The 15,007-nt window shown below is 67.1% G+C and carries 9 protein-coding genes; 3 read left to right on the plus strand and 6 right to left on the minus strand.

Annotated elements, in window-relative coordinates; genetic code table 11:
* Window positions 1–5 precede the first annotated feature (5 nt).
* From O0S08_RS09655 to O0S08_RS09670, 4 genes are read right to left on the minus strand one after another with little or no spacing between them, the layout of a single operon-like run.
* Window positions 6–3,470, minus strand: a complete 3,465-nt coding sequence (locus O0S08_RS09655; protein ID WP_269038758.1) for a DUF58 domain-containing protein — start codon at window positions 3,468–3,470, stop codon at window positions 6–8.
* Window positions 3,471–3,472: 2 nt separating this feature from the next.
* Complete coding sequence (locus O0S08_RS09660) at window positions 3,473–5,188, minus strand: AAA family ATPase (RefSeq protein WP_269038759.1); 1,716 nt, start codon at window positions 5,186–5,188, stop codon at window positions 3,473–3,475.
* Window positions 5,185–6,342: a hypothetical protein gene (locus O0S08_RS09665; RefSeq protein WP_269038760.1), complete on the minus strand. Its 1,158-nt coding sequence runs from the start codon at window positions 6,340–6,342 to the stop codon at window positions 5,185–5,187. The genes O0S08_RS09660 and O0S08_RS09665 overlap by 4 nt, the downstream gene beginning before the upstream one ends.
* Before the next feature lie 11 nt (window positions 6,343–6,353).
* On the minus strand, window positions 6,354–6,785 hold the full coding sequence (locus tag O0S08_RS09670; protein WP_269038761.1) for a hypothetical protein: 432 nt from the start codon (window positions 6,783–6,785) through the stop codon (window positions 6,354–6,356).
* An 830-nt stretch (window positions 6,786–7,615) separates the two neighbouring features.
* Between O0S08_RS09670 and O0S08_RS09675 the strand changes: the two genes are divergently transcribed.
* Together O0S08_RS09675 and O0S08_RS09680 are read left to right on the plus strand one after the other, a co-directional pair.
* Window positions 7,616–7,876: a hypothetical protein gene (locus O0S08_RS09675; RefSeq protein ID WP_269038762.1), complete on the plus strand. Its 261-nt coding sequence runs from the start codon at window positions 7,616–7,618 to the stop codon at window positions 7,874–7,876.
* Between the two features lie 190 nt (window positions 7,877–8,066).
* Window positions 8,067–9,509 carry an IS1380 family transposase gene (locus tag O0S08_RS09680; RefSeq protein WP_371879576.1) on the plus strand — a complete coding sequence of 481 codons (1,443 nt, stop codon included), beginning with the start codon at window positions 8,067–8,069 and terminating at the stop codon, window positions 9,507–9,509.
* Window positions 9,510–9,787: 278 nt separating this feature from the next.
* Here the strand turns inward: O0S08_RS09680 and O0S08_RS09685 are convergent, their stop codons facing one another.
* Both O0S08_RS09685 and O0S08_RS09690 read right to left on the minus strand, forming a co-directional pair.
* Window positions 9,788–13,258 (minus strand): WD40 repeat domain-containing serine/threonine protein kinase, encoded by a 3,471-nt coding sequence (locus O0S08_RS09685; RefSeq protein WP_269038763.1) that lies wholly within the window; start codon window positions 13,256–13,258, stop codon window positions 9,788–9,790.
* Window positions 13,240–13,896: an RNA polymerase sigma factor gene (locus O0S08_RS09690; RefSeq protein ID WP_269038765.1), complete on the minus strand. Its 657-nt coding sequence runs from the start codon at window positions 13,894–13,896 to the stop codon at window positions 13,240–13,242. Before O0S08_RS09690 ends, O0S08_RS09685 begins: the two co-directional genes overlap by 19 nt.
* A 124-nt stretch (window positions 13,897–14,020) precedes the next feature.
* Between O0S08_RS09690 and O0S08_RS09695 the strand changes: the two genes are divergently transcribed.
* Entirely contained in the window at window positions 14,021–14,644 is a 624-nt protein-coding gene (locus tag O0S08_RS09695) for a hypothetical protein (protein WP_269038766.1), read from the plus strand.
* The last annotated feature ends 363 nt before the right edge of the window (window positions 14,645–15,007 follow it).

Here is a 15,007-nt window from a genome sequence, read left to right on the forward strand (position 1 = left end):
TCGAATCACCGCAATATCTGCCGCAGACGCCCGCCGTCGAGCGCGAGCTCGATGTCCTCTTGACCGAAGGTGGTGGCGACGACGACCAGGCCGCCGGTCGTCACGGTCTCGAAGATCCGTTCGATCTGATCGCGGCGGCGATTGAAGGCCGCGAACAGATCGTCGGGATCCCAGTCGGCGCGGTCGGACCATACCCCCGAACTCGCCAGGCGACCGCCCTCGATCATCGTGAACTCGATCGGACTGTACAGCATGACGCCGCCGACCCGAATCCCCTCGCCCTCGAGCCGGGTGACCCAGGCCTGCAGCCGTCCTACGTCCTCTGATTGAAAATCGGAGACATAGACGACGGCGCCGCATTCGGGCAGGTCTTCGGGCCAAGGCGCGTCGTCACGCGTCGGTCGCTGGCGCAGACGTGCGCGGAGGAGCCGCTCGATCTCCTCGTGACCGGGGCTCAGGCGCACGGGAGCGACGAGTTCGCTCTCGCCGTCGATTCCGACTGCGTACAGCGAGGCTTCGCCGCCGATCTTCCAGGTCGATGCGGCGACATGCGCGGCGACCCGGCCGGCGAACAGCGCCTTGCTGCTGTCTGTGCGCTCGGGGACCCGCATCGATGCACCGAGGCTAACGAGCACGAGCACCGCAGGCGCGGCCTCCTCGATCCGCAGGGACACGCGCGGCAACAGGTGGGTCCCCTGCTGCTCGCGGATCACGAGGTCGTGCAGCACCATCGCCGAGGCGCGATCGCCGGGCTCGAGCGGACGGTAGCCGCCGAACGCGCCCATCCGTGGCCACGTCGAGGTACGGCCGTCCCAGTCACCGGCGGCTGCGACGACGGCCTCGGGCGGATCGTAGCGGCGCTGCGCGATTGCGTCGAGCGTGCGCAGCTGGCGGTACGCCCGCAGCCCGGCGAGACGACGGACGGAGCGCCGGCCCCAGGCGAACAGGAAGAGGCACGACAGCATGCCGAGCCCGAGCGAGCGTGTGTGCAGCGAGTCGGCGACGGTGGCCGGGCGCTGCGCTCCGGCAGGCGTGAAGACACCGCCGGTGTAGTGGGCGAGCTGCTCGAGGGCGAGCGCAGCACCCCAGCGAGCCGGGGTCGCGTCGGGCTCGCCCGGCGGACAGGCGTAGATCGGCCGACTGCCCGACTTTCCCGGCGAGTTCACCTGCAGCGCCACGCACTCGCGGAACCGCTTGAGCTCAGCTGCCGGCAGCGCGTAGGTGAACGTCCGGCCGGCGGCGTCGAACTCCACGAGCGGAGCGACGAGCGCCGCACCAGCAGGCGGGTGAAATTCGACGGTGTCGAGCACTTCGGCGCCCCGCAGCATCGTCACCCACAGCGCCCCGTTCGGCTTGGGTGTCACGGACAGCACCGGCCCGTTCATGTCTGCGAGGAGGTCCACGGTACCGGCATAGAGCTGCTCGATCAGCTGCATTTCGCTCGGCGATGCGAGCGTCTCCTTCTCCAGAGCCTTTCGCCACGGGATGTCCTTCGGGTCCTGATCGTCGGGGTCGAACGGAGAATGACTCAGGAGCAGCAGGTGTCCGCGGTCGAGCGTGGCTCCGAGCGCGAGCGGGCGCTCGGCCAGGCCGGAGTTTGTGGTCGTGTTCGCGAGCTGCACGGGCGGCAGCGTCTTCGATGTCGCCGCCGCAGACTTGTACCAGCCGAATCGCACGGGCGCGCGGGTCTGCGCCGGCATGACGCCGAAGCGGCTGTGCGGACGTGCGATCGTGATCGCCTCGGTCTGCGGTACTGTGACCAGCCTATCGCTAACGGGCGGAACGCATCGCGCCAGCGGGTCGGAGCCGCACGAGCCGGGCTGCACGCGCCAGCGCGACCTCGGGGCTTGTGTCAGCTCCGTCGGCAGCGTCACCGACGCGGGGGGCTGCCCGAGCGTCGAGAGCGAGAGCCCGTAAGGATCTTGAATGGGGACGACATGGACCCGAGAGCCGAATCGTTCGACGAACGGATCGATGTCGTAGAGTTTGGGGTCGATGTGCGTGAAAACGACGACGTCTTCGTTCTCCCAGTAGGTACGAGCCTCGTTAGCGACGAGCGCAGCGCCGAGTTCGGCGAGGGCGGTCCCGGGCTTGCTGCGTTCGAGCAGCTTGAGGTCGTCTGCCCCCCGCGGTCCGTTGCGACGAAGGTACAGCACGGACTCGAGCGCGTCTGAGCGTGAGTCGATCGCTGTTGATGGGCCGTTACAGCGCGTGTCCGGGGCGAAGATCCGACCGACCATCGAGTCGCACAATCTTTGCGCATTCACCTGCTGGTATTCAATCGATGGCTTTGCCTCTCGTGGGCCACCGCAATGCGCTTGTCTGTCGTCGAGGACAACGCACGTGGGAGCCGGCGCCAGCTTGTCCAGCGTGTCGTCGAGGAGGAAGGTGAGGCGCGGGGTGCGATCGAAGACGACGCCCTTCGGCTCGCCGGGCCAGTTCTTCCCCGCCGCGATGTCGACGCTACGCTTGTTGGTCACCCGCTTGACGAGCAGCGAGCTCTCGCAATGGTTCATGAACTCGTCGCCGGGCATGGCGACGACGACAGTCGCGCCCCGCTTCAGCAACCCGGTAGCGAGGTCGCAGCTCTCGGTCGTCTCGGGTCGATCGAGCACGAGCATCGAGGCTGCCGATGCTGCCGACGCTGGCAAGATCGCGCACTTTTCAGAGATCCGGGACGCCAGCAAGAGACCGTAGGACTTGCTACTGGCGTGCTTGAAATCGCCATACGCCGAGGACGCAAGTGAGCAGTCGACCTCCGTGCTGTCTCCGTCCGCTTCGCTGCTGGCGATCACGACGCCGGCGTCAGTGATGTCGATGTAGGCGGAGACCGTGGCGTACTTGTCGTCTCCGCTCCGCCAGCATTTCAGGCGATGAAAGCCGAGGACGTCCTTTCGCGTGCCGAGCAGCGTGTCGAGACTCGCTCCGGGCCGCGGCGCGCCGTCGTCGATCCTGCACACCGGCGCGCTGTCGTCACCGAGCCGCGGTCGGACATCGTTGGTGTAGGGCCCGGGGATCGGCGTGCCGACCGGGAGCGACGCTTCGCTGCTCGATCGCGCCACCATCAGCTCGATCTCCGGCGCGCGCGACTGGGCGCCGCGCTCGAGCGTAACGTCGACGACGACGCCGGCCCCGACGGCCATCTTCGTGAGCTCGCCGAGGTCGAGCGGCGCTGCGAGATCCGGCGGCCCGGCGACGACCTCGAGTCGCCGGCACGGCGACAAGCGCCAGCTCCAACGCGCGAGCTCGGACCCCAGTTCGTCAGGCCGGACCTGCGGCGCTCCGCTGCCGCACAGGTTCGGGAGCGGGAGGTCGAGCGCGGTCATCAGCAGGGCGACGCACGTCGCTATCGAGAGCGCGAGGGAGATTGTCCGCGGCGTCGATGTGCGTGCGCGCCACGCCGAGATGGTCAGGTGGAGCGCGAGCGCCACGAAGGCGGACACGACCAGCTGCGCGAGCCAGAGGGGCACGATCACCAGGTCCCGGGGCGTGCGGCGTGCGGTGTGTTCTGCGGGTTCGCAGGTGAGCGCGAGACGGCGTCGACGACCTGCGCGATGACCTGTCGTGCCAGTCGCGCGCGTTCCTGGCCGGCGGGGTTCGCCGCTTCCTCGAGCGCCTGGTACGAGTGCTCGTACAACTTGCCCACCAGGCGAATGATCCGCATGTCGACCAATTGCTGCCCGGGGCGGAGCAGTCGCACCAGCGCCCAGAACCCGTGCGCGACGATCTGCTGCACATCTCCGGGCGTCGCGTACGGCTGGAGCGTGCCGTCGATCGTGTTCACCCAGACCCGCACGTGGTCCGGACCGACCAGCACCGTCTCGCGATAGTGCGCGTAGCCCCGCGCGAGCGTCTCGACGAACACGCGAGCATTGCCGAACTCGCCGATGATCCCGGCGACCTCGAGCTGACTTAGCGTGATCGGAGCGAACAGTTCTTGGACGTTCCGCGCCGGCTCGGCAACCCCCTGCTTGGCGGCCGCGTGGCCGAACCGCGCAGCGTAGCCCGGCGTGTTCATCACGCGCTTGACGATGTTGAGGATCAGGCGATCGCGGCGGATCCCGAGGTTGGGGTTGGCGCCCTCGTTGAACTTCTCGCGCACCTTGTGGCTAAGGACGTGGACCGCCGTCACCTCGAGGTGCTTCGGCGTCACGCTGCGGGCGCGTTCGGTGGCAGCGCGGGCCATCGCGCAGCCGATCCAGTCGGTGATCGCGCGGGCATCCGGGCCGAAGTCGATTAGCGTCGCCAGCTCTCGCATGTCACGCGCGAGGTTGTCGTTGCTCGCCATCAGCCGCTGGAGGAGATCGCGGGTCGCACGGGGCAGGAAGTAGCGACCCTTGGAGGCGGCGGACGGATCGCCCCAGAGGCACAGCGTTACTCCGGCGGCCAAGTAACGCACTTCCGACGGCACCTCGGGCGCCTGGCCGTCCGGGTATGAGCGCGCGAAGTCGCGGATCTTCGATGGCATGATCTCGTGGACGAGGGCCTCGACGTCGGGCTGAGAGACGCGGAACGAGCGGGTGATCCGGGCCTGCAATGGCGGGCTGAGCTTCTTGGCGGTCATGTCGTAGCCGGGTGGGTTAGCGGTCGCCACGACGATGATCGGGACGTAATAGTCTTGGCCGCGTCGCACGATCTTCCGCTCCTCGAGCAGGGCGAGCAAGCTGTCGAGGAAGCCGTCGCCGAAGCGGTTGATCTCATCGAGAAACAACACCATCCAATCGCGGTTGGTCCACACCAGGGTCGGGTCGTCGATCCCGACGCCGCGCGGGATCCCCGGCCAGTCGGGGAAGCCCTCGCGGGTCACAGTGCCGCTCTCCTCGAGCGGTCGCAGTGCCAGCGCCTTGAGCAGCTTTACCTTGCCAGCCTCGTCGACGATCAGCATGTCCTCGCTGAGCGCGTCGCGCGGGATCTCGCGGTTGCCCTGCAAGAATCGCGAGCCGCCAATGATGCCCTGCATCTTCGCCAGCTTGATCGCCTGCTCGGAGCAGTAGCTCTTGCCACAGCCGCGCGGCCCGGTGACCAACACCGAACGGCGCATCCGGATGTTCTCGAGGATCGCCGTGGTCAGCGCCTCGCCCGTCATCATCAGCGCCGGATCGTCCTCGTCGTCGAGCAGCGCGCCGGCGGGCTCCGAGGCGCGGCCCTTCCTCCCGAGCCCGAAATACTGAAGCACGCGTGAGCTCATCGGCCACTCCTGACGAGTTCGTCGACGTCGCTCGGCTTGAGCTGGGGACACCGGTTGGCGAGCTCGGCGCGCAAGCGCTCGCGGTCGCCCTGCGCGGCCGCGCGCGCTCGCTCGCGCTGCTCCGGCGGACAGACGCGGTCGGCCGCCGGGCGTCCGGACGCCTCGGTGACGACGTCCTTGATCTTCTGGAAAGGCTGCGAGCCTCGGACTTCGTCGCCGCCCATCTCCTCCATCGCATTCATGAACTCGACGAGGTCGCCTGCCATCGCGCCGTATTCGTCGAGTCGCTGGTTGAGGCCGATGGGATCGATGCCGTTCGGGCCGATCGAGCCGAGCAAAGCAGGGACAACGCGAAGCAGGCCGCCGAGGCTGAGCGAGCCGTTGATGACCAGCGCTTGCAGGATCTTCAAGATCAGGCCGGACGATAGCCCAAGCGCCGGGGCGAGCAGCGCGGCGAGCAAGCCGAGCAGCGCCAGCATGACCTTGGGATTATCGAGTCCGGCCGAGCTGACGACCTCCGCGACGTCGGGCGGCAGACTGCCGCCTTGCTCGATCGCCTCCGCGATGCCGAGCACCTCCTCGAGCGTGTCGACGGTGCCGGGTCCGAGACGCTCGAGCTCGTCGGGCGACAGCTGCGAGACAAGGTCGACCGTGGGCACCTCGATTCCCTTGGCCTTCGCGGCGTCGAGCGCCTCGGCGAGCTTGAGCCCGGCGTCGGCGGCATCGACGACCCGCTGCTGGCGCTGTCGTTCCTCGGGGCTGTCGGCGGCCGCGAGCAGTTGCGCCGCCTCGCGGCGGGACTCGTGGGCGACGCTGCGGATCGTGCGGTCGCGCGTGCCGGCGTCGAGCAGCGAGAGCGCCAGCCACGCGGGCAGCACCAAGAGGACGGCGAGCAACGCCCAGCGAAACGAATACGGCAAGAATCCGTGCGACTTGCGTTGTGATAGGCCGACGACTGTCGCCGCGCCGATCAAGCCGCCGAGCACCAGGGCGGGCCACCAGCTCGCCCATATCGACCCTCGGGTCGCGCCATAAAGCTCGGTCCGCCACAGCACGAGCCAGGTCGCGCAGAGAATGAATCCTAGGTCGGCGATGAATCCAAGCCGGCCGGCGCCGGGTTCAGGCTTCTCGAACGAGCCGTCCGAATTGCTCATAGTTCCTCTCTTTATGGTCTCACATGAAAAGCGTCTATGTCGATATCTTCCAGGATCTCGGGATCGTCGCAGCGACCGCGAGCGCCGTCTAGAATGTCGTTCTTTGCTTTTTGGGTCAGCTTTCCGTCGACGGGCGTAAGACGTCCGCTCAGAGGCGGGACGAACCAGGAGCCGTCGTTGACGATGACATTGAATGTGTAGGATCTATCCGCAGCATCGGGCTTGAACGAGAATATGACGGCGAGCTGCAGGTTCCCGAGGGGTACGTTGTGTCGGGCTGAGCCCCCGCAGCCGGGATCGTTACACCGGACATATGCGTTACCGCCGACGATCAGCTGGTGCTGGCGACCGATGACGACTGCTTGCGGCTGCAGGCTCTTGACGCCGGCGCGAGCCGTCAGCGCGTCGGCCAGCAGGCCTGGAGCGACGACCGCGACGAGCACCCCCAGCTTGGCGCGCCAACTTGGACGGCGACACGGCCGACCGGCTGTCGTGTGAGCGTACTCCGGTCCTTGCATGGCCAAAGGACCTTCGCATGGACGCCTGTCGGGGACCAGTGGGTCGCGGGCGAGGCGTCGGGCCTTTGTAATTACGGCCGCAAACAGAGAAAAACATCGGGGCACGTAAGGTGTACGTCGTTCACCGCCTGGGGCTGCTCGTCACCCACACTTGCCCGTGATACACGAGTGGTGTGGGGCCTGAGCTGCGCCAGGGGAGCCAGGGCGAAATAGGCTTCGTCTTCGAGTACCAGGGCATGGCCCCGGGCCTGCGAGAACCAGCAGTGCACGTTCCGCCGGCCGTGTACGAGTTGGATGAGCCGGCACCGGCCGGGCCAGCGACACGCGGCCGCGGGGCGTGGTTCTGGGGCACCGTCGTGGGCGTGCTCGTCGGCACTGGGGGAGCCGCGGCAGCAGTATTGACATGGCCGCCGACCGAACCAGCGGCACTCATCGCCGAGGCGATGGAAGTACCGAGCCCTGCTCCGGTCGAGGCGGAACGAAGCGCAGAGGCCTCTTCAACTGCGCCGACAACGAGCCTTGGGATCTCCACGGTCGAAAACGCGCCTCTGCCAACATCGCCCGCGTCGCCCGTGCCGAGGGCCGTCCCCGTGGAACACGCCACGCCCCTGAAAACGATCTCCAACCGGAGTACGGGCCAAGGCGGCCGAACACCCGATCCGCCTGTCGCATCTACGACTTCTCAGGTGACACTGTCACGATTCTCAGCGAGCGGAAGCCTGACAGCAGTCGCCGTCCGGGATGCGGTCACACCATTGCAGCTGCAGATGCAGCGATGCCACAACGAGCTTCTGCAGCAGGGTCGAGCCATTAAGGGCCGACTCGCCGCGAGCCTGCAGATCCGCGGGCGCAGCGTCGAGTCGATCGATCTGCAGACGCCGATCGAATCGATGTCCCTGCGAGCCTGTTTTCGCAGAGTGCTCCTGACGGCCGCTTTCCCCGCCGTGAACGAGAATGACTACACGCAGGCGAAGGTCGAGTTCTTCCTGCTGGTGCGGCGCAGCCCGCATCGATGAGCGCCGCTCGTGCTCGCGCTCTGGATGAACGAGCCGACCACGTGCGATCTTGCATGGCACGGCGGCATCGCGGAAGCCGACGACGAGGCGCGCGCGGAGCCGCTTGCTGGGCTGCCTCTAGCCCGGATTTCTCACCACGGGAAGGAATTCCGGCCGTACTTCCCGAGTTCGAGCGGGTGTGAAACGATTGCTGACCACCCAGGGGTACGGCCGGAACACGACAAGGTGTATCCGCACCGAGTTCGATTTTCAACCGGCCGGGCGGAGACGTGTCGAGGGCGCCTTTGACGGCGGACGGGTCAGCTCGGACGGCGGCCTGCTGTTGCTGCGCGAGCTGACCGAGAGTTCAGGTGTGTTCCGGGACTTCGCCTCCTGCTTCCGGGACCACCGCGACCCGAGCCGCGTCGAGCACACCGTCGAGGAATTGCTCGCGCAGCGCGTGCTGGGCCTGCTGTGTGGTTACGAAGACCTGAACGACCACGACATGCTCCGCGATGATGCCTTGCTCGCGCTGGCGGTAGGCAAGATCGATCCGACCGGCGAACAGCGCAAGCGGGAACGCGACCGGGGTCACGCGTTGGCCGGCAAGAGCACGCTGAACCGTCTGGAGCTGGCGAAGCCCACGGTGGCCGGCGACGAGCGCTACAAGAAGATCAGCTACGACGACCACGGCATCCAGCGCCTCTTCGTCGACACATTTCTCGCCGCGCACGATCGGCCGCTCGCCGAGATCGTCCTCGATCTCGATGCGACGGACGACCCCGTACACGGCAAGCAGGAGGGTCGCTTCTTCCACGGCTTCTACGACAGCTACTGCTACCTGCCGCTGTACGTCTTCTGCGGCGACTTCCTCCTCGGCGCCGCGCTGAACACCGCCGACAAGCAGCCAGTGAGCGGCGCGGTCGAGGAGCTCGAGAGGATCGTCAGCCAGATCCTCGCCCGCTGGCCCGACGTCCGGGTCATCGTGCGCGGCGATTCTGGCTTCTGCCGCGACGAGGTCATGCGCTGGTGCGAGGACAACGGCCTCTTCTTCGTCCTCGGCCTGCAGAAGAACTCGCGCCTGATCGTCGAGATCGAGGACGAGATGAAGCAGGCCCGCGCCATCTCCGAGCAGACCGGCAAGGAGGCGCGCGTTTTCAAGGATTTTCGCTACGAGACCAACCGGACGTGGTCACGAGAGCGCCGGGTGGTCGGCAAGGCGGAGTACACGACGGACAAGGAGAACCCGCGCTTCGTCACCACCAACCTCTCGCATGACGAGTACGACGCGCGCTCGCTCTACGAGGACCTCTACTGCGCTCGCGGAGACATGGAGAACCGGATCAAGGAGCAGCAGCTCGGCCTCTTTGCCGACCGCACCAGCGCCCACACGCTGCGCGCCAACCAGCTCCGCCTGTGGCTCTCGTCCGTCGCCTACATGATCCTCAACGAGCTCCGCCGACTCGCCCTCGCCGGCACCGAGCTCGCCCACGCCCAAGTCTCCACGATCCGCACGCGGCTGCTCAAGATCGGCGCCATCGTCACCGCATCGGTCCGCAGGATCCGCGTCTCCCTAAGCTCAGTCTTCCCACTCCAGCACGTGTGGTGGCGCGTCCTCGAGAACCTCCACCGCCATCACGTCATGAGACGCTGACGGCCCTCGCCATCCGTCACACAATGGTGCGCTGCGCTGCGCGCCGGGGTTCGTCTGTCCTTATGCTCAGGTCACCCAAAACGCGTAGCCAGCTTTGTAATCCCTCTTACAGCTCGATCTCGCGCCAGCCCCGAGCCTAACGAGCGCGGCCTCGCGGCTCACGTCGACGGCATCCAACAATCTCCCGCCACGCCGCCTGGCAGCCGCCTGGCGGGCCCCACCTATCCGTGGTGAGAAATCCGGGCTAGCAAGCAAGTCTTGTCGCGGCGGCCCGCTGGTCAGTGGCCGTCGTCTGTCGCTCCCGCTCGGGCGACGTGACGCATGCCGCCCTGAGCCGCGAACAGAATATCCATCATCGCCTGTACGCGTCCATGCCGCCATGGACATTCGAGGGCATGGATCCGCGCCCCGAGCTCGTCGCCCAGGACTTCACGCCAGACCGCGAGATCGAGGCATACGGCGGTGCGCTCCTGCATCTGCGCGACCAGTTGCGCGGGCTCGGCGAGCAATGCTTCGAGATCGACGCGCACCAGGCCTTCGGATTCGCTGGCCAGCAACACGTCTCGCTCCGGTGCCGACAACGAGAGGGCGCTGGGGCTCACAATGCACGGAATCCGCCGCAGCTCCCGGAGGCTCATCGCGTCGAGGATCCGGAGCTCACGCGCCTGCGTCATCACGACGAGCTGCGGCACGCTCTTGCGGAACTTCGCGGTGGTCGCAGCGAGATCGGGTAGCTCCACCTTGCGACCTGACGCAAGTGACCACACCTGCATCGTCCCACTGCGTAACTGGACCGCCAGGAGACGACGATCGCAGTCCAGCGCAATGAAGTTCGGGATTCCCCCCTCGGTCGACAGGACCCGAGCCTGCTCCGGTCGCGTGACGTCGCGCAGATACACCGCTTCATTGCCCGTATCCGCGCCGGCGACCAGGCCGTCGGGGCAGGTCGCATGGGCCGAGAGGCGCGACTTCGTGTGCAGGAGCTCCCGAGCTTCCAGCCCCCTGCGGAGATCCCATCGAATCATGCGGCCGTCCCGCCCCTGCGATACGACGTAGCGCCCCGCGAGCAGGCTCGACAGCGCGAGGATCTCGGGGTCGTGTCGCCGTCGACGAGCGAGCGGATGCCCGGTCGTAGTGTACAGCGAGAGTGTGCCGTCGCGTTCGCCGAGCAACAACCGATCGCCCTCGACGAACCGGAAGCTCGTCGGGTTCCGACCGCGGAGCCGGACCGGCGCCCCGGCGCTGGCCGTGTTCCACACGTAGACCTCGCCGGAGGTCATCAGGGCGGCGAGCCACCGCGCGTCCGGGCTCAGTTCGAAATACTGAACGGTACCTCGCGGGGCGACCCATTGCTGGATCGTGCGCATCGAGCCGCGCTCGTGAAGCGCGATCGTCCCCGTCGCCGTCCAGACGGCCAGGGAAGCGCGCTCCTCGGCGAACGCGACTCCTTGCAGTCGGCCGGGAAGGACCACCTGGGCCGCACCCAGGCCCGACTGCATCACGTTCCAGATCTGCGCCGTCTTGTCGAACGAAGAGGACAGCAACAATTCGCCCTTCGCGTCGAACTCGACGTGGAAGATCGCCCCGGCGTGGCGTGCGAGCTCGACGGGTGTCGCGTCCAGCGATCCGGTCCACAGCCGGACGCGACGGTCGTTGCCAGCGATGGCGACCTTGTCCCCCTGGGAGGAGAAGGCGGCGCTCGTGCTACCTTGGCTCGTCGACGGCAACTCGTGCAGCAACGTCCCCGTGTCGACACGCCACAGGCGCGCGGATGAAGCTCTTGCGACGGTCACGAGTCGCGCGCCGTCGGGGCTGAACAATGCGTCGGCGACGCCTTCGCTATGGCCGACCAGATGCGCCAGCCGGCGGCCGTCGCTCGCTCGCCACAGACCGGCGGTCCCGTCTTCGGAGGCCGTGACGATCCGCGCTCCATCCGGGCTGAAGCGGGCTCGATAGACCAATCTCTTGTGCCGCAACACTCGCCGGCGTTCGCCGCGACCGAGCGGCCACACCGTCGCGGTTCCATCGCTGGCGCTGGACACCAGTCGCCGCCCGTCCGGACTCCACTCGACGTAGAGCGCCTCGCCTGCGTGCTTGCCGACGATCCGCGGCGGACGTCCTGCTGCGAGATCGGTCGGCGCCGCGCTCCATAGCCGAATCCGACCGTCCTCGGCCGCCGTGGCGATCTGACTGCCGTCGGGGCTGAACTCGGCCCAGTAGACCTGACCTCCGTGCCCGGGGAGCACGAATCGAGTTTCGGGCCTGACGACGTCCCACACGATCGCAGTGCCGTCTTTCGACGTCGACACCAGACGTCGCCCGTCCGCGCTGAAGCGGACGACGTACACCCGATCCGTGTGGCCGACGAGCACCCGCGGATCGCCAAGGCCGCGAACGTCCCACAAGCGGACAGTGCCGTCATAACTCGCAGTCGCTACCATCCGGCCGTCCGACGAGAAGCTCGATTGCCGCAGCTCCTCGGTGTGAGCACTCAAGACGGCGAGCGCTACCGGTTGCTGCAGGCGGTCGACCACGGCGCTCACCCACTGCTCGAGCATCTCCGCGGGTCGCATGGCCGACAGCATCGACGTGGCTCGGGTCGGATCGGCCTCCCCCGCCGCGGTCAGCAGGATCCGCTCGTTGTGGTTGCGCCGCTGCTGCGCGATGAGCCTGTCCTCACGCTCCCGAATGAACTCTTCCTCTCTTTGCCTCGCCGACTCGAGGTCTACGCGGCGCTGCCGCGCGAGATCGAGCGCCAGCACCATGCCGACCACCGCGGCGACGACGAATGTCCAGAGGAGGATCTTCCGCGCGAAGCGGGCCGGCTCGTTCTCGAGGCGCGCGATCAATTCATGCATCGATCGCCAGCGCCGATGCGCCTCCGGATGCAAGCCCCGGAGGAGCGCCCGATGCAACCAGCGCGGCACGCGTACCGACGGGGTGCACCGCGTCGTTCGGCTGCTGGCATCGCCGCCTGGAATGGGCCCTTCGCCGAGCGGTACCTCGCCGTGGAGCGCTTCCCACAACGATGCGCAAAAACTGTACTGGTCGCTCAAGACATCGCAGCGCACCCCATCCCGCTGCTCCGGGGCCATGTAGGAGCGCGTCCCGGGGAGGGCCCCGGACTGCGTCCACGACCGACCCAACGGCTCGGGGCCCAGCGCCTCCCTGTCCTTGCTGGTCGGGGCATCCTCGCGTGACTTGGCGAGGCCGAAATCGGCGACCACGACGCGGCCGTGCTCGTCGACAAGCACGTTGTCGGGCTTGAAATCCCGATGCACCAGCCCGGCCTCGTGCGCAGCCGCGAGCCCGCGTCCGGCGGCGATGTAGAGCTCGAGCCAGTACCGCCACGAATACCGGGCACCACGCTGGAGGTCGCCGAACGTGTGGCCCTCGATGTATTCCATGGCGATGCAGGCCTGGCCCTGGCACTCGTCGACCTCGTAGATGGTAAGCAGGTTTGGATGCCGCAACCTGGCCAGGGCCCGCGCCTCGCGCATCAGCCGGTGATAGGCGCGATCGGAATGGAGGATCTTGATCGCCACCTTGCGGCCGAGCTGGGGATCGAAGGCGGCGTACACGGTGCCCATTCCGCCCGTACCGACCCGTTCGCAGAGGATGAAACGGCCGACCCGCGGCGCGCTGGCTCCCTCGAACAGTCGGGCCTCGACGCGCCCGCGAATGTCCGCGACCTCAAACTCGGTCGATGCCGGGTCGCGGTACCGTCGGATCATGTCTTCGGTATGCACGAAGTCCTCGCAGGTCCCGAAACCGACGAAGTCTCGCCATCGCCGGCGCTGGAGACCTCGAACCAGGGCAAGGCGTCGAAGCCGCGCTCCGCCAGCCGCAGCTTCAACAGTTCACGGCCGCGCCGCAGTCGCGCGCGGACGGTGCCGACGGGCAGACCGAGCGCCTCGGCCACTTCGTCGGTGGTCTGGTCGTTCCAGTAGTACGTCTCGAGGCACGTCTGCAGCTCGGGCGGCAACGTTCGCATGATCTCGCGCAGCAGACGGTGCCGCTGCCTCTGCGCTGAGACCTGGCTTGGGGACGGCCGGATCGAATCGGCGCGCTCGCTCCCCGGGTCGCTCCGAAGCTCGGCCCGGCGGCCCTCGCGGATGAACTCGAGCATGCAGCGGTGAGCGACTCCGAGGACGAAGCTGATCAGCCGCCCCTGCCCCGTATACTCGGCGAAGCATCGCTCGAAGAGCCGCAGGAGGGTCCGGTGGATCAGCTCCTCGACACAGTCGCTGCGGACCTTGTTGGCGAAGAATCGTAGCAGATTCGGGTAGAACTTGTGGAACGCCTGATGACGAGCGCTCGCATCCCCGCACGCGCACGCGCGGGCAAGCGCCGTATCGTCGGAACATTCGCTCGATGGGTGATCCATGATGACCTTGTAGAAGATGCTCGATAGCGAGGAGCCAGGGCGAAGCTATCTCCGAATTCAGGAGAGGCAAATGGCGCTGATCTCGCTGCTATAATTGCCACGATCGGATATACACCGCGCGTTTTTGCGCGACATCTTGTCACTTGCGGCGGAGCGACCGCTGGTCCGCCGTCCGGCGCGCGCCTCGGCGGATTCGAACGGCCTGTCGGCGGCCCGAGCGTCGCTCGATTATTTTTCGAAGTCGGCATCCGGAAAGACCCCATTCGTCACCTCTACACAGACGGTCGACGCTCCCCCGATGTCCGAGGGCCAGGCGTCTGAACCGGCGACAGGAGAAACAGACATGATGATCCATCTTTCGACGCTCTTCGCCCTCGCGTTCGTGATCCCCAGCCCGAACGACGACATTTCGGATGCGGCCGCCCCCGCGGCCGTCGACGCCGCCGAGGCCAACGAGGTCGATGGCGACCTGGACGTACTGCCGGAAGAAACCACCGAAACCGTACGCAGCGAGTGCCTGGCGATCGACCAGACCATGAGTCGGAAGGGCACATTCTTCGGCGGAAGCGGCGACGACCACTACCCGATGAACGGTAAGACTATCACGCGCGCCGATCTTCAGGTCGACACGAGCGGGCACGCGGCCGCAAACATCACCAGGCAGGACAGCACCGAGGTGACCGTCCATTGGTGGTACGACCTCTTCTCGAGAGTCACCTACACCCTCAAGGTCTGGGTGGAGTGCTGAGCGGGCCCTGCCAGGCTCATCGCATTGCCGGCCGCCGCGCGGGGTCACTGCTGAAGCGCCAGCAGCGACTCCGCAGCGCGCAGCGGCGGCTCGGCGGCTAACCACGCGCGCGGGAAGAGAGGATTCATGATTTCGACGAATGTTTGCGTTCTGGCGGCCATGCTTGCCACGCCCCCGTTGCTGGCTCCGACCTACAGCATCGGCATCGGGACTGAGGCTAAGTTCGAGGAACACGGCGACTACGAATACTGCGCGGAAGAGGTTCCCGTGACGACCGAGGCGACGAGTAGTCCCTACAGTGAGATGGAGCGTTCCGCGCCCGAATGCGTGGGAGGTCCTCTTGCTTGCGAGCACTGGGTCAAC

The sequence above is a fragment of the Nannocystis punicea genome (assembly GCF_026965555.1).
GTDB classification, from domain to species: Bacteria; Myxococcota_A; Polyangia; order Nannocystales; family Nannocystaceae; genus Nannocystis; species Nannocystis punicea.